A 23,802-nucleotide genomic window follows, 5' to 3' on the forward strand; every position below is an offset into this window, starting at 1 on the left:
AGAGCCGGCCCCGCATCCTCAACGGTATGGCCGTAACAGATCGTTACGACGCGCGTGGCTTGAGTTTCTGCACGCGGTAGAAGGTGTGATCGCCGATCGTGGCCACCTGGTAGGCATTGCGCCAGCTCGGGTTGGCGATCGCCAGGGCCGCGAAGTGGCTGGCGCCGGGCACGATCTCCTTGCGCTCACCGGCCGGCAGGGCCCAGTTGCGTTCGGCGTCGAAGGCGACGGTCATCGCTTCCTGCCAGGCATCGGCGTTGCCGAGCTGGGTGCCGGGCGCGACGATGGTCGGGGCGAACTGCTTGCGCGCGGTCACCACCTGGCACATCGAGTCGCCCCAGAGGCCGCTGTCCAGGCGGCGCAGCGCCACTTCCGCGACGGCTTGCTGGCCGCGCAGGGTCTGGTCACGCGCTTCGAGGTAGACGGTCGTGCTCAGGCACAACGAATCGGCGGCAGGCTGCGGCAACAACTGTGACAGCCAGAGAATCCAGGCCAGTTTCATAAATCTCCTTGCTCCGTGTGGGCCGCACCTGGCTGTTCCATCCGATCGTGCGGACGGGGCGTGGGTACGACTTGGCGTCATGGGGAGGCGACCATCGGGGCCGCCCGGGGGCGGACCCGAAAGAAGACGTGGGGTCCGCGCGCTCACTCGAACTGGGTGGTGAGCGGGAAAGTTGGCGCACGATAGGGGGGGATTTCCCAATACATCCTGAACCCGAAAGCTTGACATTCAGGTTCGAAGGTGGGGCTGAATCGGCGGTTCAGCCCCGTATTCAGGTCCGTTTGGACCCGGATCAGAGGGCAGCGGCGACCCGGCTGCCCTGATCGATCGCGCGCTTGGCGTCGAGTTCGGCGGCGACATCCGCGCCGCCGATCAGCTGTGCCTGGATGCCGGTTGCCTGCAGCGCGGCGTGCAGATCACGGCGCGGTTCCTGCCCGGCGCAGACCACCACATGGCTCACCGGCAGCAGCTGTTCCTCACCGTCCACGCGGATGCGCAGGCCGCTGTCATCCACGCCCAGGTACTCAACGCCACCGAGCATGCTCACGCCCTTGGCCTTGAGCGTGGCGCGGTGGATCCAGCCGGTGGTCTTGCCCAGGCGGGCGCCGGGCTTGCCCGGGCTGCGCTGCAGCAGCCAGACCTTGCGCGCAGGGGCTTCAGGTGCCGGTTTGGCGAGCGCGCCGCGGCCCTCGAACGTCGGGTCCACCCCCCACTCGGCCATCCAGCGCGCCGGGTCCAGCGCGGAGGAGGGCCCCTCGTGGACCAGGAACTCGCCGACATCGAAGCCGATGCCGCCGGCGCCGATGATCGCCACCTGCTCGCCCACCTGGACCCTGCCGAGCAGCACATCCAGGTAGCTGACCACCTTGGGATGGTCGGCGCCGGGGAAATCGACCCGGCGCGGGGTGATGCCGGTCGCGATCACCACCGCGTCGAAACCGGCCAACGCGGCCACGTCGGCCACGGTGTCCAGCCTCACCTCGACGCCGGTCTCGCCCAGCTTGTGGCGGAAATAGCGCAGCGTCTCGTGGAATTCTTCCTTGCCCGGGATGCGCTTGGCGACGTTGAACTGCCCGCCGATCTCGCTGCCGGCATCGAACAGCGTCACCGCGTGGCCACGCTCGGCAGCCACGGTCGCGCAGGCCAGCCCGGCCGGACCGGCGCCGACCACGGCGATGCGGCGCGAGGCGGTGGTCGGGCGGTAGACCAGCTCGGTCTCGTGCACGGCGCGCGGGTTGACCAGGCAGCTGGCCGTCTTGTTCTCGAATACGTGGTCCAGGCAGGCCTGGTTGCACGCGATGCAGGTGTTGATCGCCTCGGGGCGGCCGGCGCGCGACTTGTTGGCCCACTGCGGATCGGCCAGCAGCGGTCGCGCCAGCGAGACCATGTCGGCACCGCCCGCGGCGAGGATGCGCTCGGCAACGTCGGGCATGTTGATGCGGTTGGTCGCGATCACCGGCACGCGGACATGCGGCTTGAGCTTGGCGGTGACCCCGGCAAAGGCGCCGCGCGGGACCGAGGTGGCGATGGTCGGGATGCGCGCCTCGTGCCAGCCGATGCCGGAGTTGATCAGGGTCGCGCCCGCCGCTTCGATGGCCTGCGCCTGCTGCACGATCTCGGCCCAGTTGCTGCCGTCGGGTACCAGGTCCACCAGCGAAAGCCGGTAGATGATGATGAAGTCCGGCCCACAGGCCTCGCGGATGCGGCGCACGATCTCCACCGCGAAGCGCATGCGCTGTGCCGCGTCGCCGCCCCAGCGGTCGGTGCGCTGGTTGGTACGCGGCGCGATGAACTCATTGATCAGATAGCCTTCCGAGCCCATCACCTCGACGCCGTCGTAGCCGGCTTCGCGGGCCAGCCGCGCGCTGCGTGCGTAATCGGCGATATGGCGGTCCACGCCGCGCGCGGACAGCGCCCGCGGGGTGAACGGGTTGATCGGCGCCTTCAGCTTGGAAGGTGCCACCGAGAGGGGGTGGTAGGCGTAGCGGCCGGCATGCAGCAGCTGCAGGCAGATCTTGCTGCCGTTGTCGTGCACGGCCCGGGTGACCTGGCGATGCGGTCGCACCTCCCAGGGCCAGGACAGCTTGCCGCCGAACGGCTTGAGCCAGCCGACCACGTTGGGCGCGAAGCCGCCGGTGACGATCAGGCCGACGCCGCCCGCGGCCCGCTCGGCGAAATACGCCGCCAGCCGCGGAAAATCGCGCGCGCGGTCTTCCAGGCCGGTGTGCATGGACCCCATCAGGACCCGGTTGCGCAGCTGCGTGAAGCCCAGATCGAGCGGAGCGAACAGATGCGGGTAGGCGGTGGATTCGGCGGCTGGCGACATGTGGATACGCTTGCGTACGGAAGCCCGCAGGGTGCCGCGAATGCCTCTGAAGAGCAAGCGCAGGCGCCACGGCCGGTGCCGATCGCCGGTCCGGCACCGGTGCTGTTATGGCGCGACGGCGGCCGGCCCAGGCTTGCGGATGCCGAACAGCGGCAGGGTGACCCCACACAGCGGGCCGATCAGCAGGGCGAAAGCGAGGGTGCCCACGCCGACGTTGCCGCCCAGCCACCAGCCGATCAGCAGCACGGTGCCTTCGATCGCGCTGCGCACGATCCAGATCGGCCAGCCGGTGCGGGCATGCAGGCCGGTCATCAGGCCGTCGCGGGGGCCGGGGCCGAAGCGCGCGCCGATGTACAGGCCGGTGGCGAGCGCGACCAGCAGCAGGCCGCAGACGAACATCGGGATCTGCCAGGCCAGGCCATGCACCTCCGGCAGCAGCCACAGCCCGAACTGCGCGCTGGGGCCGATCAGCATCACGTTGAGTACGGTGCCCAGGCCGGGCTTCTGCCGGATCGGCCACCACAGCAACAGCACCAGCGCGCCGATCACATTGGTGGCCACGCCGAAGGACAGCGGCGTCTGCAGCGCGATGCCCTGGGAAAGCACATCCCAGGGCGCCACCCCGATCGCCGCGCGGATCATCACCGCCGCGCCGAAGCCGTACAGGAACAGACCGAGCAGGAGTTGCAGCAGGCGCAGGGGCAGGGACGTGGGCATGGCGGATTCACCGGAAGGGCCACTGACTGTAGGCGGCACCGGGCGCCGCCGACAGATACAGATGAAGGCGAATGCGCGCTGACACGTTGCCGCGCGACTACCCCCAGCCGGACAGCACCAGCTTGCCGATCACGCCGCCACCTTCCAGCTGGCGGTGCGCTTCGCGCAGGTTCGCGGCATTGATCGTGCCCAGGTGCGTGTGCGCGGTCGTGCGCAGCTCGCCGGCGTCGATCAGGCTGGCCGCACGGCTGAGGATGCGGTGCTGCTCGATCATGTCCCCGGTCTGGAAACGCGCGCGCGCGAACATGAACTCCCAATGGATGCCGATGCACTTGGCTTTGTAGGGATCGCCGATGCGCAGCGGCCCGCGTGGCTCGACGATCAGGCCGACATGCCCCTGCGGTGCCAGCAGCTCGCCCAGGGTCTCCCAGTAATGATCGGTATCGGCAAGGTTGAGCGCGACCTGCACCTGCGCAATGCCCAGTGCCTGCAGCTGGGCAGCCAGTGGCTGGCGATGATCGATCACGTGGTCGGCGCCCATCTGCAGGCACCACGCGCGGGTTTCCTCGCGCGAGGCGGTCGCGATCACGGTGAAGCCGGCATGCCGTGCCAGCTGGATGGCGATCGAACCGACACCGCCGGCGCCGCCGATGATCAGCAGGTGCTGGCCGCGATGGCGGCTGTCTTCAAAGTGCAGCGGCATGCGCTGGAACAGCAGTTCCCAGGCGGTCAGCGTGGTCAACGGCAACGCCGCGGCCTCGGCGAAATCCAGCGTGGTGGGTTTGCGTCCGACCAGCCGCTCGTCCACCCAGTGATATTGCGCATTGCAACCGGAGCGGGTGACATCGCCGGCGTAATACACCTCGTCGCCCGCGGCGAAGGCGGTGACGTCGGGACCTACGGCTTCAACGACGCCGGCCGCGTCGTAGCCCAGCACGCGCGGCGGATCCTCCAGCTGCGCGCGCGGGGCGCGCTGTTTGGTGTCCACGGGATTGACCGAAACAGCGTGTACCCGCACCAGCAGGTCACGTCCCTGCGGGCTGCCGGGCGGGGCGATGCTGAGGTCCTGCAGCGCGGCGGGGTCTTCAATCGGCAGATACTGGGTCAATCCCACGGCTTTCATATCGGCTCCGGAACGGGGGAATCTTCCCCATCATACGGATCACGACGTCGCTGTTTTTGCGCTGAATCAAGGCGCAATCGCGATTTGAACCCTAACGTGAAAAATGTGTCGTGACGCCGCCTGAATTGCGCAAAACCCTTGTCATTGCTGGGTCTTGCGGAATTTCATCAACCTGTATAGGGTGCCACCAGCTGGACCCGGTAGAGGTCTGGCGGTCGTCTTCACATGTTACGGGACTGTTAACATCACCTTCACTCGCCTGAGCATAATGTTCGCGGCGGTGGCGTGCTGAATCGGCAGTCTGAAAACGACGCAGTAGTGCTGGCCCATGCCTCTACCGGTTTCATACCCCCGAAATAGGAGCTGTACTCAATGAACAAGAAGATCCTTACTGCCGCGCTGCTGGGCGGTCTGGCTTTCGCCCAGGCTGCATCGGCGCAGGATTTTGACGACCGCTGGTACCTGACCGGTTCGGCCGGCTTCAACTTCCAGGATAGCGACCGTCTGACCAACGACGCTCCGTTCGTTACCCTGGGCCTCGGTAAGTTCATCAGCCCCAACTGGTCGCTGGATGGCGAGCTGAACTACCAGAACCCGAACTTCGATGCCAACCAGGATCTGAACTGGAGCCAGTACGGCGCGTCCGTCGATCTGCGTCGCCACTTCATCCAGGAAGGCCGCGGCTGGAACCCGTACCTGCTGTTCGGCCTGGGTTACCAGAAGTCGGAAGAAGAGTACGCAGCGCTGAACACCAACGGTCCGCGTGAGCGCAAGGACGGCAACTTCGCCGCCAAGCTCGGCGTCGGTCTGCAGACCACCTTCGAAAAGCGCGTCGCCGTGCGTGCCGAAGTGGCCTACCGCGCTGACTTCGACGACCAGAGCATTGCTGCTCCGAGCGAAGACTGGTTCGGCGACGTGCTGGCTTCGGTCGGTGTCGTGATCCCGCTGGGCCCGGCCCCGGTCGCTGCCGTGCCGGCTCCGGCTCCGGTTGCTCCGAGCTGCGCCGATCTGGATGACGACGGTGACGGCGTCAACAACTGCGACGACAAGTGCCCGAACTCGCAGCCGGGTCAGACCATCGGTCCGGACGGTTGCCCGGTCCCGGTGTCGATCGATCTGAAGGGCGTGAACTTCGACTTCGATAAGTCGAACCTGCGTCCGGACGCGGTTGCGATCCTGAGCGAAGCTTCGGAAATCCTGAAGCGTTACCCGGATCTGCGCGTTGAAGTGGCCGGTCACACCGATTCCAAGGGTTCCGACGCTTACAACCAGAAGCTGTCCGAGCGTCGTGCCACCTCGGTGTACAACTACCTGACCCAGAACGGCGTTGACGCTTCGCGTCTGGTCGGTCCGATCGGTTACGGCGAGAGCCGCCCGATTGCGCCGAACACCAACCCGGATGGTTCGGATAACCCGGAAGGCCGCGCCAAGAACCGTCGTACCGAGCTGAACGTCCAGAACTAATCCTTCTGGCAGTACAGTCTCACCAAGCAGGGCCCGGCATTGCCGGGCCCTGTTTTTTTGTGTGTCCGGGGCGGTTGGATCCCGGAAATCGACAATAAATCCAACAAGTTGCCGTATTCATTGAAGGTGGCGCTTGAAAGACGTTGTGGCGCTGTTAAACTCGCCGCGTCGACCCCTTCCTGGATGCATCCCATGCAGCGTTTTGCACTGGCCGCCGCGCTTGGCCTGGCCCTGGTTCCCGCCGCCCACGCTGCCGTGGACTGTTCGGCACCTGCCAGCGCATCGCCGCTGCCGCTGCCGGCCACCGCGATCGCACCGGTTGCCGAAGAGCTGTACATCCGCAACGTCCAGCTGGGCATGCCCGCCGGCGTGCTGACCTCCAGCTTCGACCGGGAACAGTCGCTGGACAGCGTGCTGCAGCGCCTGCGCATCGATGGCTGCCAGAACATCGCCAAGGCGATTCCCAGCGCACCGGTGATCAATCCGAACGATCCGGCCGCCTACAAGCCGCAGACCGAGTTCGACAACACGCCGTGGCGCTTCGACATGAGCCAGAACGGCAAGCGCATGACCGCCGAAGAATTCGACGCGTGGATGAAGGCGCGTGGCGTACGCGTGGTCAAGGCACGCCCGGCACCGGCTGCCGTGCCGGCCGCCGCCGCCGAAGCACCGGCTGAGACCAAGCCGGCGGACAAGAAGTAAGCCGCCCGGGCGGAGCACGATGACGACACGCCGGCCACCCGCCGCGACCGCGTCCCGACCACGCCGCCCCGAGCGGCGTGCGAGCCCCGCAGCAGGTACCCGCACCACCGCCGCCAGCGCCAGTCCGCCCGCGCCGCGCCATGGCCTGGCGCGTGTGCTCTCCAAGGCCGGGCTGTGCTCGCGCACCGAAGCCGCGCGCTGGATCGCCGACGGCCGGGTCACGGTCGACGGCCGTGTCATCAACAACCCCGAATTTCCGATCATCGACGGTCGCCATCACGTGCGCGTCGATGGTCAGCCGCTGGATGCGCCCAAGCGCGTGCACCTGATGCTCAACAAGCCGCGCGGCCTGGTCACCACCGCGCAGGACGAGCGCGGCCGCGACACCGTGTACCGCTGCTTCGACGCTGCCGGCCTGCCGTGGATCGCGCCGGTCGGGCGCCTGGACAAGGCCAGCGAAGGGCTGCTGCTCTTCAGCAACGATCCGCAATGGGCCGCGCGCCTGACCGATCCGGCCACCGGCCCGGACAAGACCTATCACGTCCAGATTGACGCGATCCCCGATGCCGCGCAGCTGCAGGCATTGTGCGCGGGCATCGAGGACGAGGGCGAACTGCTGCGCGCACGCCGCGCCACGCTGCTGCGCAGCGGCGACAAGACCGCCTGGCTGGAAGTGGTGCTGGAGGAAGGCCGCAACCGGCATATCCGCCGCCTGCTGGCCGCGTTCGACATCAACGTGCTGCGCCTGGTGCGCGTGGCGATCGGCCAGCTGCCGCTGGGCCAGCTGGGCAAGGGCGCCTGGCGCGAGCTCAGCCAGCACGATCTGGATCTGCTGTACGCCGTGGCCGACAGCGCCGCGGCCACACCGTGACCTCGTGGCCTGCCGGCATGTGGCAGGCCAATCGACCCGGGCAATGGATGGCCTTCGAAGGGACGTTCCGTTCAACACCGGGAGTAAGACCATGCACATCCGTAGCCTCACCCGTTCCCTGTTCCGCGGCGCCTGCCTGTTGTTGCCGGCCGCGCTGCTGACCGCCTGTGGCGGCCACAAACAGATCGCCAAGCAGGATCCGCCGGTGACCGACAAGGTGGTGGAGATCAAGATTCCCGAGCTGGACGGCCGCGGCAGCTACCGCTTCATGATGAGCGATGGCGACAAGCGCATGAGCGCCGACGAGTTCGACGCCTGGATGAAGGCCAACGGCATCCGCGTGGCCAAGGGCAACGGCCAGGACGGTCCGGTCGCCGCGCCGGTGGTGGTGGCCAGCAAGGAATCGGCCAAGGACAAGAAGAAAAAGAAGAAATAAAAAAAACGCCGGGCATGGCCCGGCGTTTCGTGGGGACGGCGCGCCAGGCGCCGTCGTCCGCTCACCCCTTGATGACGCCCAGCTCCAGGCCGATCCGGGTGAAGGCATCGATCGCACGGTCCAGGTGCGCACGCGTGTGCGCGGCGCTGATCTGGGTGCGGATGCGGGCCTGCCCCTTGGGCACCACCGGGAAGAAGAAGCCGATCGCGTAGATGCCTTCTTCGAGCAGGCGTTCGGCGAACTTCTGCGCCAGCGGCGCGTCGTACAGCATCACCGGGCTGATCGGGTGCACGCCCGGCTTCACGTCGAAACCGGCGGCGGCCATCTTCTCGCGGAAGTAGGCGGTGTTCTGCGCCAGGGTGTCGCGCAGGTCATCGGCGGCGGCCAGCATCTCGAAGGCCTTGATGCCGGCGGCGACCACGTGCGGCGGCAGCGAGTTGGAGAACAGGTACGGGCGCGAGCGCTGGCGCAGCAGTTCGATCACTTCGGCACTGGCGCAGGTGAAGCCGCCGAGCGCGCCGCCCATGGCCTTGCCCAGGGTGCCGGTGATGATGTCGATCTTCTCCAGCACGCCCTTGACCTCGGCCGAGCCGCGGCCGGTCGCGCCAAGGAAGCCGGTGGCATGGCATTCGTCGATGTGCACCAGCGCGTTGTACTTCTTCGCCAGCGCGGTGATCTCGTCCAGCGGGGCGATGAAGCCGTCCATCGAGAACACGCCGTCGGTGGTGATCAGCTTGGTCTTGCAGCCGGCCGCATCGGCGGCCTGCAGCTGGGCTTCCAGATCGGCCATGTCGCAGTTGGCGTAGCGGAAGCGCTTGGCCTTGCACAGGCGAACGCCATCGATGATCGAGGCATGGTTGAGCGCATCGGAAATGATCGCGTCGTGCTCGCCCAGCAGCGGCTCGAACAGGCCGCCGTTGGCGTCGAAGCAGGCCGCGTACAGGATGGTGTCCTGCTTGCCGAAGAAGTCGGCGATCTGCTTTTCCAGCTGTTTGTGCAGGTCCTGGGTGCCGCAGATGAAGCGCACCGAGGCCATGCCGAAGCCGTGGGTATCCAGGGCGTCCTTCGCGGCCTGGATCAGGTCGGGATGGTCGGCCAGGCCCAGGTAGTTGTTGGCACAGAAGTTCAGCACCGTGCGGCCGTCGTCCAGGGTGATCTCGGCCGACTGCGGGCTGGTGATGATGCGTTCGGACTTGAACAGGCCCTGGGCGCGGATCGCCTCCAGTTCTTCAACGTAGTGCTGGGTCAACGAGGCGGTGGTGGCGTCGGTCATGGCAGGCAGTCTTCGGCACGGGAAACCCGGGATTTTACCTGTCGGGGGCGACGGCGGGGTTGCCGCGGGCGGTGGATGGGCGGGGCAGGCCGGGAGACGGTTGCAGACGTGATTGTTGCATCGCAATATCAATCAGGTTAAAAAACTGTAAACCGCGCCGTTCCGACCACCCCCACCCACGTCTGGAGAGACCCCGCATGAACCACGCCACGCGCTGTACCGCCGCCGCTGTGCTCTGCGCCGCCCTGCTTGCCCCGTTTGCCGCCAGCGCCCAGGACGAGGCCGAATCGCCGTTCAGCTGGAACGTCACCGCGGTATCGGATTACGTGTTCCGTGGTGTGTCCCAGACCGATGAGGATCCGACCCTGCAGGCCGGCTTCACCTATACCTCGCCGGTAGGCCTGTATGCGGGCGTGTGGGGCTCGGGCGTGGACTTCGGGCCGGGCGACCCCAGCACCGAGATCGACTACCTGATCGGCTACGGGGTGGATGTCACCGACGGCGTCAATTTCGACGTGCTGCTCAACCGCTACACCTATCCGGGCGCCAGCGAGCTGAACTACAACGAGCTGATCACCACCACCACCTTCGCCGAGCAGTACAAGCTGACGGTGGCCTACACCGATGACCTGTCCGGGTCCGATACCAAGAGCTGGTATTACGCGGTGGGCGGCGAGTGGGGCCTGCCCAATGATTTCACCCTGAGCGCGAACGTGGGCCGCACCTCGCTCGAGACCGATTTCGGCAAGGACTACACCGACTTCAACGTCGGCGTGAGCCGCCAGTTCGGCCTGTTCAACCTGGGCCTGGGGTACCACGGCACCGATGGCGCCGGTCGCGACAACAACGGCAAGTTGGCGGACAACCGCGTGGTATTCACCGTGGCCGTGGGCAAGTAGTCGGCCACTGGCCGGCGCCCGACACCACCGGCCACCTCGCGAACCAAAAAAGGCGCCCGGATGGGCGCCTTTTCAATGCTGGCCTCACACCGGAACCCTTGCTGGAGAACAGCCCCCTTGTTGTTCAAGGGGGCGCGCCAACGGCGCGGGGATAAGGTGGAATGGACAATTGATCATCTGTGCCGAAGGCGCAGGTGATCAATTCCAGCTCAGTACGACCTTGCCAGCCTTGCCCTGTTCCATCAGGTCGAAGCCCTTCTGGAAATCGTCGATCGGCAGCTGGTGGGTCAGCACCTTGCCGAGCGGGAAACCGGACAGCACCAGCTGGGTCATCTTGTACCAGGTCTCGTACATCTTGCGGCCGTAGATGCCCTGCACGGTCAGGCCCTTGAAGATGATCTTGTCCCAGTCGCAGCCGGCGCCCTTGGGCATGATGCCGAGCATGGCGATCTTGCCGCCGTGGTACATGCAGTCGAGCATGTCGTTGAACGCACGCGGGTTGCCGCTCATTTCCAGGCCCACGTCGAAGCCCTCCATGTGCAGGTCCTTCATCACGTCCTTGAGCGAGGTGTTGGCCACGTTGACCACGCGGGTGGCGCCCATGTCGGCGGCCAGCTTCAGGCGGAAATCGTTGACGTCGGTGACCACCACGTTGCGCGCACCGATGTGCTTGCAGATGCCCGCGGCAATGATGCCGATCGGGCCGGCGCCGGTGATCAGCACGTCTTCGCCGATCACGTTGAACTCGAGCGCGCAGTGCGCGGCGTTGCCGTACGGATCGAAGAAGGCGGCCAGCTCGGACGGGATCTGGTCGGGGATCGGCCACAGGTTGCTGGCCGGCATCACCATGTACTCGGCGAAGGCGCCGTTGACGTTGACGCCGATGCCGACGGTGTTCGGGCACAGGTGCGGGCGGCCGCCACGGCAGTTGCGGCAATGGCCGCAGACGATATGGCCTTCGGCCGAGACGCGCTGGCCGACTTCATAGCCGGTCACGCCCGGGCCGATCTCGGCGATGCGGCCGACGAACTCGTGGCCGATGGTCAGGCCCGGCTTGATCGTGCGCTGGCTCCACTCGTCCCACAGGTAGATGTGCAGGTCGGTACCGCAGATGGCGGTCTTTTCCAGCTTGATCAGGACCTCGTTGGGGCCGGGGGTAGGGACCGGAACCTCTTCCAGCCAGATGCCCTTGGCGGCTTCGCGTTTGACCAGGGCCTTCATTGTTTGCTGCGCCATCGGGGTGGAACTCGTCTGGGGGAAAACGCGGATTATAGAGCCGCCGGCGGTTTTCCCATGTTGCAGCGCGGGTGGTTTGGCGGCGCAGCGGCTGGGCTAGAATCGGCGGTTCTTTCACCAGGGGCTGCTCTATGCGCTCGAACCTGCTTGCTTTCTCCGTCGTCGCCAGCCTTGGGCTGGTCCAGGTCGCCCATGCCGCAGAAGGCATGTGGGTGCCGCAGCAGCTGCCGGAAATCGCCGGTCCGCTGAAGCAGGCCGGCCTGAAGCTGTCCCCGGAGCAGATCTCCAACCTGACCGGCGACCCGATGGGCGCGGTCGTGGCACTGGGCGGCTGCACCGCCAGCTTCGTCTCCCCGCAGGGCCTGGTGGTCACCAACCACCACTGTGCCTACGGTGCGATCCAGCTGAACTCGACGGCCGAGAAGAACCTGATCAAGGACGGCTTCAACGCGCCGACCCTGAAGGACGAGCTGAGCGCCGGCCCGAACGCCCGCGTGTTCGTGCTCGACCAGATCACCGACGTGACCGACCAGGCCAAGGCCGCGATCGCCGCCGCCGGCAAGAACCCGCTGGCCCGCACCCGCGCGCTGGAGGCCTTCGACAAGGCCCAGACCGCCGCCTGTGAAGCCGATGCCGGCTTCCGCTGCCGCCTGTACAGCTTCTCCGGCGGCAACACCTACCGCCTGTTCCGCAACATGGAAATCAAGGATGTGCGCCTGGTCTACGCGCCCCCGGGCAGCGTCGGCAAGTTCGGCGGCGACATCGACAACTGGATGTGGCCGCGCCACACCGGCGACTTCTCGTTCTACCGCGCCTACGTGGGCAAGGACGGCAAGCCGGCCGCCTTCTCCGCCGACAACGTGCCGTACCAGCCCAAGCACTTCCTGAAGTTCGCCGACCAGCCGCTGGGCGCCGATGACTTCGTGATGGTGGCCGGCTACCCGGGCCGCACCAACCGCTACGCCCTGGCCGGTGAGTTCAATGAAACCGCCAGCTGGACCTACCCGACCATCGCGCGCCACTACAACGCGGTGCTGAAGATGATCGACGAGGCCGGCAAGGCCGATCCGGACGTCAAGGTGAAGTACGCCGCCACCGCGGCCAGCATGAACAACGTGGCCAAGAACTACGCCGGCCAGCTGGAGGGCTTCAAGCGCATCGACGCGGCCGGCCAGAAGCAGGCCGAAGAGGCCGCCGTGCTGGCCTGGCTGAAGAAGCGTGGTGCCGCCGGCAAGCCGGCCCTGGCTGCGCATGCGCAGCTGATCCAGCACCTGGACACCAGCAAGGCGACGCGTGAGCGCGACCTGTTCGTCAGCCAGTTCAACAGCACCTCGGCGGTGGGGGCGGCGATCAGCCTGTACCGCCTGTCGATCGAGCGCAGCAAGCCCGACGCCGAGCGTGAAGCCGGTTACCAGGAACGCGACCTGCCGTCGATCGAAGGCGGCCTGAAGCAGATGGACCGCCGCTACGTCGCGCGCATGGACCAGCAGCTGCAGACCTACTGGCTGAGCCAGTACGTGGCCCTGCCGACCGCGCAGCGCAGCAACGAGGTGCTCAACCAGTGGCTGGCGGGCAGCGACGCGGCCGCCGTGCAGGGTCTGGTCGGCAAACTCTCGGCCACCAAGCTGGGCAGCCTGGACGAGCGCCTGACGTGGTTCAAGGCGGACCGCGCAGCGTTCGAGGCCAGCACCGATCCGGCGATCCAGTACGCGGTGGCGGTGATGCCGGCGCTGCTGAAGCAGGAAGAGCAGAAGAAGACCCGCGAAGGCGAGTCGCTGGTCTCGCGCCCGCTGTACCTGCAGGCCGTGGCCGACTACAAGAAGAGCAAGGGCGAGTTCGTCTATCCGGACGCCAACCTGTCGCTGCGCATCACCTTCGGCAACGTCATGGGCTACGGCAAGGACGGCGTGAACTACACCCCGTTCACCACCCTGGAAGGCGTGGCCGCGAAGGAAACCGGCGAGGATCCGTTCGATTCGCCGAAGGCGCTGCTCGATGCGGTCAAGGCCAAGCGTTACGGCGGCCTGGAGGACAAGCGCATCGGTTCGGTGCCGGTGAACTTCCTGTCCAACCTGGACATCACCGGCGGCAACTCCGGTTCGCCGGTGCTGGATGCCAACGGCAAGCTGGTCGGCCTGGCCTTCGACGGCAACTGGGAGTCGGTGAGTTCGAACTGGGTGTTCGATCCGGTGATGACCCGCATGATCGCGGTCGACAGCCGCTACATGCAGTGGATCATGCAGGAAGTGGCGCCGGCGCCGCAGCTGCTGAAAGAGCTGAACCTCAGCAAGTAAGCCGACACGTCGGTTTCCAGAACCCCGCAGCGAAACCTGCGGGGTTTTTTGTTGCGGCTGAGCTGGGAGATCCAGGCGCGGCGTCTCGTCTTTCCCGGAGGGAGCGCGCCGGGCAGGGCTGGGCGAGACACGCCGTAAACCCATCCATGGGGGCTCGTACGACCGCATCCATGCGGTCGAACGGTCTCGCCCAGCCCTGCCCGACGCGCTCTGGACAGATGCCGGTGTGCGGACAAAAAAAGCGAAGCGGCACTGCACCTGCTCTCTGCGTCCGCTTCAGCGACAAATCTCGTTGGATGAGGCCGGGTAGCCTCTGGCAGGACCGTTGTACGGACGGAAAGGCAGCGGCACTGCAGTTGCTCTCGTGTCCGCGTCAGCGACGGAAATCTTGGTGGATGAGGCGGGGCAGCCTCTGGCAGGACCGTTCGACGGCATGGATGCCGTCGTACGAGCCCCCAGGGATGGGTTCACGGCGCGTCCTGCCAGAGGCTGCCCCGCCTCAGCCTGCGCGGGCCAGTCAGGCGCCAACGCTCTACCAGCCATCCGTCAAAGACCAAAGAGCCGCGCAGCTTCACAGCCGCGACCGGGTATGATCCCCGTTCGGTGTGGTTTCACAGGATGTGAACGAAACGCCGAAACCTCCTCCCCCCAAGGAACCCTTGTCCGCATGCGCATCCTGCTTGCCCGTCACGGCGAAACGCCGTGGAATGCCGAAGGCCGCTACCAAGGCCAGATCGATATCCCGTTGTCGCCGATCGGCGAAGCCCAGGCCAAGGCGCTGGGCGAACGGCTGAAGTCCGTGGACATCACCCGCGCCGTCGCCTCGCCGCTGGTGCGCGCCCAGCTCACCGCCCAGCTCGCCCTCGGCGCCGAGCGGGCCCCGATGCTGCTGACCGAACCGGACCTGCAGGAAATCGCCCACGGCGAATGGGAAGGCCTGCTCGCCAGCGAAATCCATGACAAGGATCCCTCCCGCCTGCGTGCCTGGCGCGAAGAGCCGGACACCGTGCTGATGCCCGGCGGCGAATCGCTGCGCCTGGTGCTCGAGCGCAGCTGGCGTGGCCTGGCGCGCGCCGCCGAAGGCCTCGGTGAACACGACACGCTGCTGGTCGTCGCCCATGACGCCGTCAACCGCGTGATCCTGTGCCGCATCCTCGGCCTGCCGATCTCGCGCCTGTGGACCTTCCGCCAGGCACCGACCACCCTCAACCTGCTCGAAGGCCCCGACCTCGACCAGCTCGAAGTGGTCCGCCTCAACGACTGCGCCCACCACACGCCATTCTTTGGCGAAGCCAAGCACCGCGCGCTGTAACGCACTGCGTCCCATCCTGCCGTCCGCCCCAACGATTCCGATCCAGCGACCATGACCACCATCGCCCGCCCGCAGACCCTCTCCGATTGGCTCGGCTACATCGAGCAGCAGCACCCCGCCACCATCGACATGGGGCTGGACCGGGTGCGTAGCGTGGCGGAGGCGATGGGGCTGGGCGCACCGGCCGAGCGCAGCATCGTGGTCGGTGGCACCAACGGCAAGGGCTCCACTGTCGCCTTCATCGAAGCGATCGCCCGTGCCGCCGGCTGGAAGGTCGGCGCGTACACCTCGCCGCACCTGCTGCGCTACAACGAGCGCGTGCGCATCGATGGCGAGGACGCCAGCGATGAAGCACTGATGGCGGCGTTCAATGCCATCGAAGATGCCCGTGGCGATACCACGTTGACCTACTTCGAATACGGCACGCTGGCCGCGCTGCACCTGTTCGCGCAGGCCGGGCTCGACCTGGCCGTGCTGGAAGTCGGCCTCGGCGGCCGCCTGGATGCCGTCAACATCGTCGACAGCGACGTCGCGGTGATCACCACCGTGGACATCGACCACAGCGACTGGCTGGGCGAGGACCGTGAAGCGATCGGCACCGAGAAGGCCGGCATCATCCGCGGCTGGAAGCCGGTCATCCTCGGCGAAATCGACCCGCCCTCGAGCGTGCTCGCGCGCGCCTATCTGGTGGGGGCCAACGCCATCCGGGGCGGCAGCGACTTCTTCGCCGACGACATCGATGGCGAACGCTGGCGCTGGCGCGATGTCGGCTTCCGTCTCGAACTGCCGTACCCGACGCTGCGTGGCCCGATCCAGCGCGCCAATGCCGCCACCGCGATCGCCGCCCTGCGCGCGCTCGATCGTCCGCTGCCGCGCACTGCCTTCAGTGAAGGCGTTGCCGCCGCGCGCATCCGCGGCCGTCTGCAGGCCTTTGATCGTGACGGCGTCGAGGTCCTGGTCGATGTCGGCCACAACCCGCAGGCCGCGCGCGAACTGGCGGGCGCACTCAAGGCCGCCCGCGTCACCGGCAGCACCCTCGCCGTGTTCGCCGCGCTGCAGGACAAGGACGCGGCCGGCGTCGTCGATGCCCTGGCCGACCAGGTCCAGCAGTGGCATCTGGCCGGGCTGGCCGGTGCCCGTGCGCAGAGCGCGGGGGAACTGCAGGCACGCCTGGACGGCACGGCAGCGGCCGGCGCCACGCTCCACGCCACTGTCGCCGACGCCCTGCAGCACGCACTGGAGCAGGCCAAGGCCGGTGATCGGGTGCTGGTGTTCGGCTCCTTCCATACCGCCGCCGAGGCGCTGCAGACCCTGGATCCCGGCGCCTGAGCGGCCTTTGCAGCGCCGTTCAGCCGCATCAGCCGCCGCACACGCGCACACCCGTATAATCCCCGTGGCATTCCGCCGCGCCGCCTGCCTGCCTTCACGTGGATACTCCTCTGAAACAGCGACTGATTGGTGCCATCGTCCTGGTGGCGTTGGCCGTGATTTTCCTGCCCATGCTCGTCAAGGGTCCCGCGCCTGACAGTGGCGTTGCCAACGTGCCGATCAGCGCACCGGCCGCGCCATCCGATGGCCAGTTCGAAACCCGCGAGCTGCCGCTGGTCGCACCGACCGGTGGCGCCACCGGCCTGCAGAGCGGGGCATCGACCACCCAGCCATTGGCCGACAGCGCCGCCGCCGCCGATCCGGCGCCGGCCGATACCTCGCCGGCCGTGGCAGCGGGCAACTACGCGGTGAGCTTTGGCGCGTACGCCAGCGAAGCCGACGCCGACCGCGTCATCGCTACGCTGAAGAGCGCCCAGCTGGCGGGCTTCCGCGAGCCGGCCACGATCAACGGCCGCCAGGCCTGGCGTGTCCGCGTGGGCCCCTATGCCGACCGCGCGCTGGCCGAAGCAGGCCGCCTGCAGGCGGTGAAGGTGCGCAACGACGTCAAGGCCGAAGTCATCACCCTGGATGCGCGCGCCGATACCGCGGTCGCCGCCACCCCGGCGGCCGCTGCACCCGCTGCGACGGCGCCGACCGCCTCCAGCGCTGCCGCTGCGCCGTCCGGCAACACCGTGAAAACCGAATCCCTGCCGGCCGAACCGGTCGCGGCGGCCCCCCCGGCACCGAAGCCGGCTGCACCGAAGCCCGAGCCCAAGCCGGCCCCGGCACCCAAGCCCGAAACGGCCGCCGCGCCGCCGGTGGCTGCCCCGGCTGCGCCTGCCGCCAGCAGCGTCGGCTTCGCCGTGCAGCTGGGTGCCTTCGGCCAGGCCGCCGAGGCCAACGCGCTGCGTGACAAGGTCCGTGCCGCCGGCTTCAGCGCCTTCGTCGAGCAGGTCCGCACCGACAAGGGCACCCTCAACCGGGTCCGCGTCGGGCCGGTCGCCAACCGCGGCGATGCGGAGAACCTCAAGGCCCAGGTGGCTGCCAAGGTCGGCGTCGCCGGCATGGTCCGGCCGCATCCCTGATGCCGGCCATGCGCCCGTGCCGTGAGGCTCGAACGTTCCTCCCCGGAGGATGCGCGTGATCGATTTCGTACTGTTGGCGGTGATCGGCATCTCGACCCTGCTCGGGGTGATGCGCGGCTTCGTCAGCATCCTCATCAGCACCCTGTCCTGGCTGCTCGGCAGCTGGGCGGCGCTGATGTTCGGCACGGCGGCCGCGGGCTGGTGGTCGGCGCCGGCGGCGCCCGGTACCGGGCACCTCTTCGCGGGCTACCTGAGCGTGTTCCTGCTGGTGATGGTGGCGGTGTGGGCCATCGGCCTGGTGATCCGACAGGCCGTGCGTTCGACGAGCCTCAACGGCGCCGACCGGATGCTCGGCGGCGTGCTGGGCCTGGCCCGTGGCGGCCTGATCGGTTGCCTGCTGCTGCTGATCGCCTCGTATACGCCGTTGCCGCGCGAGGCAGCTTGGCGTGATTCCAACCTGCGCGCGATGCTCAGCCCCGGTGTGGGCTGGCTGCAGGCCAGGATGCCGCAGATGCCCGACATGCCCCAGCTGCCCAACCTGCAGGGCATGCCGATGGCGCTGCCTGACGTGAACATGGCGCAACTTCCCGGCTCGGAGTTGGGCAAGCCGCTGCTGACAGGCGATAATGGTGTGCTTGACGGACTGCTGGCCGGGCGCGGATGGCCGCGACCGCTGGACGAGACCCCACAGCAGGGGGGAGACCCCGCCGACGTATCGGCGCGTGGGTCTCACCCAGGTAGCCCCGACAACATCGATCCGGCGCTCGTGCGCCCGGATCCCACCGATCCGGCACGGAGCGGTTCCCCCGGCCAGGCACGGCCACCTTCACAGTAAATGGGCGCAGCCCAGCGGAGAATTCGCACCATGTGTGGCATCGTCGGAATCGTCGGCAACCAGAACGTCGCCGGGCAGTTGTATGACGGCCTGACCGTCCTCCAGCATCGTGGCCAGGACGCGGCCGGCATCGCCACCGCCGACGGCACCCGCCTGCGCGTGCAGAAGGCCAATGGCCTGGTACGCGATGTGTTCGATGCCAAGCGGATGTCCACGCTGGAAGGCCGCGTTGGTATCGCGCACGTGCGCTACCCCACCGCCGGTTCGGAAGGCATGGACGAGGCGCAGCCGTTCTACGTGAACTCGCCGTACGGCATCGCGCTGGCCCACAACGGCAACCTGATCAATACCGAAGCCCTGCGCCAGCAGGTGTTCGAGCAGGACCGCCGCAACGTCAACACCGATTCGGACAGCGAAGTGCTGCTGAACGTGTTCGCCTTCGAACTGGATGCGCAGCGCCAGCTGACCCCGGAAGCGGCGATCCGCGCCGTGGCCGCCGTGCACCGTCGCGTCAAGGGCGGCTATGCGGTGATCAGCGTGGTGCTGGGCCTGGGCCTGGTCGCCTTCCGCGATCCGCATGGCATCCGTCCGCTGGTGCTGGGCAAGCGCGCCCACGCCGAAGGCGATGAATACATCGTGGCCTCCGAATCGGCCGCACTCGACGTGCTCGGCTTCCAGCGCGTGCGCGACGTGCGCCCGGGCGAAGCGCTGGTGATCACCGCGCGCGGCGAGCTGTTCTCCGAAGTCTGCGCCGAGCCGGTCGAGCACAGCCCGTGCATCTTCGAGTACGTGTACTTCGCGCGCCCGGACTCGATGATCGACAACGTCTCGGTGCACAAGGCGCGCATGCGCATGGGCATCAAGCTCGGCGAGAAGATCCTGCGCCTGCGCCCGGACCACGACATCGACACCATCATCCCGATCCCGGATACCTCGCGCGATGCCGCGCTGGAGATCTCCAACACGCTCGGGGTGAAGTACCGCGAAGGCTTCATCAAGAACCGCTACATCGGCCGCACCTTCATCATGCCGGGCCAGGGTGAGCGGGTGAAGTCGGTGCGCCGCAAGCTCAATCCGATCCACCTGGAGTTCCGCAACCGCGTGGTGCTGCTGGTGGACGACTCGATCGTGCGCGGCACCACCAGCCAGCAGATCGTGCAGATGGCGCGCGACGCCGGTGCGCGCAAGGTCTACCTGGCCAGCGCGGCGCCGCCGGTGCGCTACCCGAACATCTACGGCATCGACATGCCGGCCGCCGAAGAACTGGTCGCGCACAACCGCAGCATCGAGGAAATCGAGAAGCACCTGGGCTGCGACTGGCTGATCTACCAGGACATCGAGGACATGGAAGCGGCGGTGAGCGAAGGCAACCCGGAGCTGAAATCGTTCGATTCCTCGTGCTTCAACGGCGTCTACCCGACCGGGATCGAGCCGGGCTATTTCGAGCGCATCCAGCAGCTGCGTTCGGACGATGCCAAGCACAAGCGTCGCGCCTGAGGGCAGGGCATGAGTGATGTGTTGGATACCGCGGCCGGCGATCTGCTGCAGGCCGCGCAGCACTGCCTGGCCGAGCCGGATCCACTGCGCAAGGTCGCGTTGACCCAGCACTACGCCGTGCAGTTCCGCGCCGGTCGCCTCAAGGCACCGGCCGATGCGCCGGCACCGGACCCGATCCGGATGCCGGGGCGCCCCGCCAAGCCGATCCTGGTCCACCCGCGCGATCTGCCGCGGCGTGGCCTCGGCAGCGTGGAAGGGCGTGCGGCGTTCGTGCACGCCATCGCGCATATCGAACTCAACGCGATCGACCTGGCCTGGGATGCGGTCTACCGCTTCCGTGGCCTGCCGACCTCCTTCCATGCCGACTGGGTCAGCGTGGCCGATGACGAATCGCGCCACTTCATGCTGCTGCACGATCGGCTGCAGGCCAACGGCTATGCCTACGGCGATTTCGACGCGCACAACGGCCTGTGGGAAATGTGCGAGAAGACGGCGCACGACGGGCTGGCCCGCATGGCGCTGGTGCCGCGCGTGCTTGAAGCGCGCGGGCTGGATGTCACGCCGGGCATGATCGTGAAACTGCGCGCCGGGGGCGACCACGCCACCGCCGATGTGCTGGAAATCATCCTGCGCGAAGAAGTGGCGCACGTCGCCGCCGGCTCGCGCTGGTACCGCTGGTACTGCACGCGCGAAGGGGTCGAGCCGCGCCCGCGTTTCATGGCGCTGCTGAAGGAATACGCCGGCGGCTTCCTGTATGGCCCGTTCAACCTGGAAGCGCGCCTGCTGGCCGGCTTCGACGAGGAAGAACTCGCCGAGATGATCGAACAGACCGAACTGCGTGGTCAGGTGTTGGCCAGCACCACGCGCTGACCGTTTCCGGTCGGCCGGTTGATGTAGAACAACCCGGGGCCCGGCCGATACGGCAGTTCCCGGGTGCCCGCATCGGCGGCATAGAGCAGGGCGGTGTCGCCCAGCGCATCGAAGTTCCAATGTGCCGACTGCATCAGGTAGCGCTGGCGCAGCAGGCGTTCCTGCGCGGGATCGAGTGGCGTGCCGGCCAGCAGCCGGGCGGCGATGGGCTGCAGTTCCGCTGGCAGCGCCAAGGCAGGCAGTGCGTCCGGAGAGGTTGTCCACGCCACCCCGGCGGCCGCGGCACGCTGGTGCAGCAGCCGCAGCGCAATGAACTGATAACGCGCATCGATCTCGCGGCGCAGCACCACCGCCGCATACGCACGCAGGGTGGGCTGCGGCAGGACGCTGCGACTCTCGACGCGGCGTTGCGGCTGCCACTGATGCCACACGTCGACCCAGATCGCGTCATCGCCCAGGCCGAGTGCGCGCTGCCAACGACGGCACGTGGCCTGTGCGCTGCGGTACACCGTGGTCGCGCGCAGCAGGTCCAGCGGCGGCACCGCGCCGGGCGCCAATCCGTTGCCACGCAGCAGTTGCCCCTGCGGACGGCTGAGCAGCTTGGGGCCTTCGATGCGCTGGTCGTAGCCGCCGCCGATGTTGGCGTGCACGCCCGGCAGCGCGATCTCTTCATGTTCGGGCGCGACGCTGGTGAGTGCGAAGTGCTCACGGTGTTCGTCGCGCGCCACCAGCTGCACGACCTTGTCCGCACACCCTGCGGGAAGCGCGACCGCCGGCATCTCATCGCGATGCTGGCGGCCGATCGCCACCACGGTATCAAGCAGCCCCACGAACCTCACCGGGTGCGCGGTGCCGGGAAATGCCGGTGCCAGCGCCCAGCCCGATCGCACCAGCTGTTCGCGCAGCCATGCGGCGGCTGCGGGCGCGTTGAGCACGTTCACCGCATCGCGCGCGCTGGCCGCGCCGCGCGAGTAGCCGAACAGATCCACCCGCACGCTGCCCAGCGTGCGGCCGGGCTGGGCGCGGGCGAGCTGGCGCAGCGCCTCGGGCAGCTGCTGCTCCAGCGCCTGGCGGCGTTTGGCGCGCACGCCCGTGCGGCCGATCCCGAACGCCAGCCCCATGAGATCGTCTTCCTCACCGGTGCGCGTGCCCACCCCTTCGATGTAGATCGACAGCGCCAGCGTGTCGCCCACCGGCGGCATCTGCCGGTGATCGGGGTACAGCGCCTGCAGCCGCGAGATGTTGGTCAGGCCATTGCTGTAGCTGCTGGTCAACCGGCTCTGGTAGGGCGATGCATCATCGGCGATCACGGCGGGCGGCCGCGGTGCGGGCGTCGTGGCCCCGGCCGGGCGCGACGCGCAATGCAGGTTGTCGGCGTTGTTGCGGGTGCCGTCGAAGAACAGGCCGATATGCAGCGACACCGTCGGCGCCGATGTGGATTGGGTAGCTGCCACCGCGATGTCGTCCCTGTTCCCCGAGGATGCTTGGCTAAGGTAGCGCGGAATCCACGCGCCGCGACAGCACCGGCGGGCCGTCATGACCTCCCTGAACCAAGATGCGGTCGATCACAGTTCCGGAATCCCATCTGCAATTGCTATTGAATTCACACGACCGCGTCGCGCCAGATGGGCAGGCCGGCTCGCCCGGCGGATTGCAGCAAACCGACTCCACTCCGTTTTTCACTCAAAGAGAGGCGACATGATGTCCAGTTCGATGAGCAAGGCCGCAGGTGTGATCGCGTTGTGTCTGTTGGGCGCCGGTGGCGCCGCCGCCGCCCCATTGTTCGAGCCGGTCACGGTGCTGACCCGGGCCGGCACCGCCCAGCAACCCGCCCTGCAGGCGCTGATGGGCGCGCCGTCGACCAGCGCGGTGCAGGAGGTGCGCGTGGATGCGGCGGCGGTGGTGTCGGCGCAGAAGCAACTGGAGTTTGAACTGCTGGGGCAGCCGGTGCAGGCCCTGCAGAGCCGGGTGGAGACGCTCGCCGATGGCGGCAGCATCTGGTACGGCCAGATCGGCACGCGCGCCGGCGCACGGCTGCTCAAGGCCGGCGCCCCGGATCCGATGAACTCCGTGATCCTGGTGCGCAACGGCGATACGGTAACCGGCTCGATCCGCAGGGACGGCCAGCTGTACCGGCTGCGTCCGGTCAGCGATGGGCGGCATGTGCTGGTGGAAGTGGATGAGGCGCGCATGCCGGCCGACCATCCGGCCGACTACAACAGCCTGCCCACCATCGCGATGCCGGCCGGTGACCGGGCCGGTATCGCCGCGGCGTCATCGGGCACCCCGGCCACCATCCGTGTGCTGGTGGTGGCCACCAACGGTGCGGTCGCGGCCTACGGCGGCAACATGCAGTCGCTGGTGCAGCTGGCCGTGGCGGAGTCCAACCAGGGCTACAGCAACAGCAATGTCGGCATCACCCTGCAGCTGGCCGGGTACGAGACCACCAGCTATGCCGAGTCCAGCAGTTTCTCCACCGATCTGGCGCGCTTCCGCAACACCAGCGATGGCGTGATGGACAGCATCCACGCCAGCCGCAACACCACCCGCGCCGATGTCGCGGTGCTGGTGATCAACAACGCCAGCTCGTGCGGGCTGGCCTCGGGCATCGGCTCCACCGCAGCCACCGCGTTCGCGGCGGTGCATTGGGACTGCGCCACCGGCTACTACTCCTTCGCGCACGAGATCGGCCATCTGCAGAGCGCGCGGCATGACATTGCCACCGACTCCAGCACGTCGCCGTATGCCTACGGGCATGGGTACCGTTACGAGCCGGCGACCGGCACCGGCTGGCGCACGATCATGGCCTACAACTGCACCCGCAGCTGCCCGCGCCTGAACTACTGGTCCAACCCGAACATCACGTACAACGGGATCCCGACGGGTATCGCCAGCAGCGCCGACAACCAGCGCGTCCTGGTCAACACCAAGGCGGCGGTGGCCGCGTTCCGCTGATCTGCGCCTCCCCGCGGCGGCCGTACGCCGTCGCGGG

At 67.6% G+C, this 23,802-nt stretch carries 20 protein-coding genes; 13 read left to right on the forward strand and 7 right to left on the reverse strand.

Going from position 1 to position 23,802, the window contains the following annotated elements; all coding sequences use genetic code 11:
* Nucleotides 1–43: 43 nt before the first annotated feature.
* The 4 genes from HH110_RS16680 to HH110_RS16695 all read right to left on the reverse strand — a co-directional run bounded on the left by HH110_RS16680 (nucleotide 44) and on the right by HH110_RS16695 (nucleotide 4,668).
* The gene (locus HH110_RS16680) at nucleotides 44–502 is read right to left on the reverse strand and encodes a cell wall hydrolase (RefSeq protein ID WP_088435200.1); all 459 of its coding nucleotides are present in this window, start codon (nucleotides 500–502) and stop codon (nucleotides 44–46) included.
* A 292-nt stretch (nucleotides 503–794) separates the two neighbouring features.
* Nucleotides 795–2,828, reverse strand: a complete 2,034-nt coding sequence (locus tag HH110_RS16685; protein WP_176990708.1) for an NADPH-dependent 2,4-dienoyl-CoA reductase — start codon at nucleotides 2,826–2,828, stop codon at nucleotides 795–797.
* 105 nt (nucleotides 2,829–2,933) lie between these two features.
* The gene (locus tag HH110_RS16690; protein WP_176990709.1) at nucleotides 2,934–3,545 is read right to left on the reverse strand and encodes a YitT family protein; all 612 of its coding nucleotides are present in this window, start codon (nucleotides 3,543–3,545) and stop codon (nucleotides 2,934–2,936) included.
* 97 nt (nucleotides 3,546–3,642) lie between these two features.
* Nucleotides 3,643–4,668 (reverse strand): zinc-binding alcohol dehydrogenase family protein, encoded by a 1,026-nt coding sequence (locus HH110_RS16695; protein ID WP_176990710.1) that lies wholly within the window; start codon nucleotides 4,666–4,668, stop codon nucleotides 3,643–3,645.
* A 372-nt stretch (nucleotides 4,669–5,040) separates the two neighbouring features.
* Here HH110_RS16695 and HH110_RS16700 point away from each other — a divergent pair, with 372 nt between their 5' ends.
* The 4 genes from HH110_RS16700 (at nucleotide 5,041) to HH110_RS16715 (ending at nucleotide 8,141) form a co-directional block, all read left to right on the forward strand.
* Nucleotides 5,041–6,132, forward strand: a complete 1,092-nt coding sequence (locus HH110_RS16700; protein ID WP_176990711.1) for an OmpA family protein — start codon at nucleotides 5,041–5,043, stop codon at nucleotides 6,130–6,132.
* Between the two features lie 192 nt (nucleotides 6,133–6,324).
* The gene (locus tag HH110_RS16705) at nucleotides 6,325–6,834 is read left to right on the forward strand and encodes a hypothetical protein (RefSeq protein ID WP_176990712.1); all 510 of its coding nucleotides are present in this window, start codon (nucleotides 6,325–6,327) and stop codon (nucleotides 6,832–6,834) included.
* Between the two features lie 19 nt (nucleotides 6,835–6,853).
* Nucleotides 6,854–7,705: a pseudouridine synthase gene (locus HH110_RS16710; protein ID WP_176990713.1), complete on the forward strand. Its 852-nt coding sequence runs from the start codon at nucleotides 6,854–6,856 to the stop codon at nucleotides 7,703–7,705.
* A gap of 91 nt (nucleotides 7,706–7,796) precedes the next feature.
* On the forward strand, nucleotides 7,797–8,141 hold the full coding sequence (locus HH110_RS16715) for a hypothetical protein (RefSeq protein ID WP_176990714.1): 345 nt from the start codon (nucleotides 7,797–7,799) through the stop codon (nucleotides 8,139–8,141).
* 61 nt (nucleotides 8,142–8,202) lie between these two features.
* On the opposite strand, the gene kbl is transcribed toward HH110_RS16715, so the two are convergent.
* The gene (gene kbl / locus HH110_RS16720; RefSeq protein WP_176990715.1) at nucleotides 8,203–9,414 is read right to left on the reverse strand and encodes a glycine C-acetyltransferase; all 1,212 of its coding nucleotides are present in this window, start codon (nucleotides 9,412–9,414) and stop codon (nucleotides 8,203–8,205) included.
* A gap of 197 nt (nucleotides 9,415–9,611) precedes the next feature.
* Between kbl and HH110_RS16725 the strand changes: the two genes are divergently transcribed.
* Nucleotides 9,612–10,313 carry a TorF family putative porin gene (locus HH110_RS16725; RefSeq protein WP_137190938.1) on the forward strand — a complete coding sequence of 234 codons (702 nt, stop codon included), beginning with the start codon at nucleotides 9,612–9,614 and terminating at the stop codon, nucleotides 10,311–10,313.
* 198 nt (nucleotides 10,314–10,511) lie between these two features.
* Here the strand turns inward: HH110_RS16725 and tdh are convergent, their stop codons facing one another.
* A complete protein-coding gene (gene tdh / locus HH110_RS16730) occupies nucleotides 10,512–11,534 on the reverse strand; it encodes an L-threonine 3-dehydrogenase (protein ID WP_176990742.1) in 1,023 nt (340 codons plus the stop codon).
* A gap of 146 nt (nucleotides 11,535–11,680) precedes the next feature.
* Here tdh and HH110_RS16735 point away from each other — a divergent pair, with 146 nt between their 5' ends.
* The 7 genes from HH110_RS16735 to HH110_RS16765 all read left to right on the forward strand — a co-directional run bounded on the left by HH110_RS16735 (nucleotide 11,681) and on the right by HH110_RS16765 (nucleotide 20,810).
* On the forward strand, nucleotides 11,681–13,843 hold the full coding sequence (locus tag HH110_RS16735; protein WP_176990716.1) for a S46 family peptidase: 2,163 nt from the start codon (nucleotides 11,681–11,683) through the stop codon (nucleotides 13,841–13,843).
* Between the two features lie 667 nt (nucleotides 13,844–14,510).
* Nucleotides 14,511–15,155 (forward strand): histidine phosphatase family protein, encoded by a 645-nt coding sequence (locus HH110_RS16740; protein ID WP_176990717.1) that lies wholly within the window; start codon nucleotides 14,511–14,513, stop codon nucleotides 15,153–15,155.
* Nucleotides 15,156–15,206: 51 nt separating this feature from the next.
* On the forward strand, nucleotides 15,207–16,484 hold the full coding sequence (gene folC, locus HH110_RS16745; RefSeq protein WP_176990718.1) for a bifunctional tetrahydrofolate synthase/dihydrofolate synthase: 1,278 nt from the start codon (nucleotides 15,207–15,209) through the stop codon (nucleotides 16,482–16,484).
* Nucleotides 16,485–16,582: 98 nt separating this feature from the next.
* A complete protein-coding gene (locus tag HH110_RS16750; RefSeq protein WP_176990719.1) occupies nucleotides 16,583–17,608 on the forward strand; it encodes an SPOR domain-containing protein in 1,026 nt (341 codons plus the stop codon).
* A 49-nt stretch (nucleotides 17,609–17,657) separates the two neighbouring features.
* A complete protein-coding gene (locus HH110_RS16755; protein ID WP_194243808.1) occupies nucleotides 17,658–18,443 on the forward strand; it encodes a CvpA family protein in 786 nt (261 codons plus the stop codon).
* 30 nt (nucleotides 18,444–18,473) lie between these two features.
* Nucleotides 18,474–19,940, forward strand: a complete 1,467-nt coding sequence (gene purF, locus HH110_RS16760; RefSeq protein ID WP_019185825.1) for an amidophosphoribosyltransferase — start codon at nucleotides 18,474–18,476, stop codon at nucleotides 19,938–19,940.
* Between the two features lie 9 nt (nucleotides 19,941–19,949).
* Nucleotides 19,950–20,810: a ferritin-like domain-containing protein gene (locus tag HH110_RS16765; RefSeq protein ID WP_176990721.1), complete on the forward strand. Its 861-nt coding sequence runs from the start codon at nucleotides 19,950–19,952 to the stop codon at nucleotides 20,808–20,810.
* Here HH110_RS16765 and HH110_RS16770 read toward each other — a convergent pair.
* On the reverse strand, nucleotides 20,783–22,231 hold the full coding sequence (locus tag HH110_RS16770) for a DUF2235 domain-containing protein (RefSeq protein WP_176990722.1): 1,449 nt from the start codon (nucleotides 22,229–22,231) through the stop codon (nucleotides 20,783–20,785). The genes HH110_RS16765 and HH110_RS16770 overlap by 28 nt on opposite strands.
* A gap of 277 nt (nucleotides 22,232–22,508) precedes the next feature.
* Here HH110_RS16770 and HH110_RS16775 point away from each other — a divergent pair, with 277 nt between their 5' ends.
* Nucleotides 22,509–23,765: a zinc-dependent metalloprotease gene (locus HH110_RS16775; RefSeq protein ID WP_176990723.1), complete on the forward strand. Its 1,257-nt coding sequence runs from the start codon at nucleotides 22,509–22,511 to the stop codon at nucleotides 23,763–23,765.
* The last annotated feature ends 37 nt before the right edge of the window (nucleotides 23,766–23,802 follow it).

It is taken from the genome of Stenotrophomonas sp. SAM-B (genome assembly GCF_013387485.1).
GTDB lineage: Bacteria > Pseudomonadota > Gammaproteobacteria > Xanthomonadales > Xanthomonadaceae > Stenotrophomonas > Stenotrophomonas maltophilia_AA.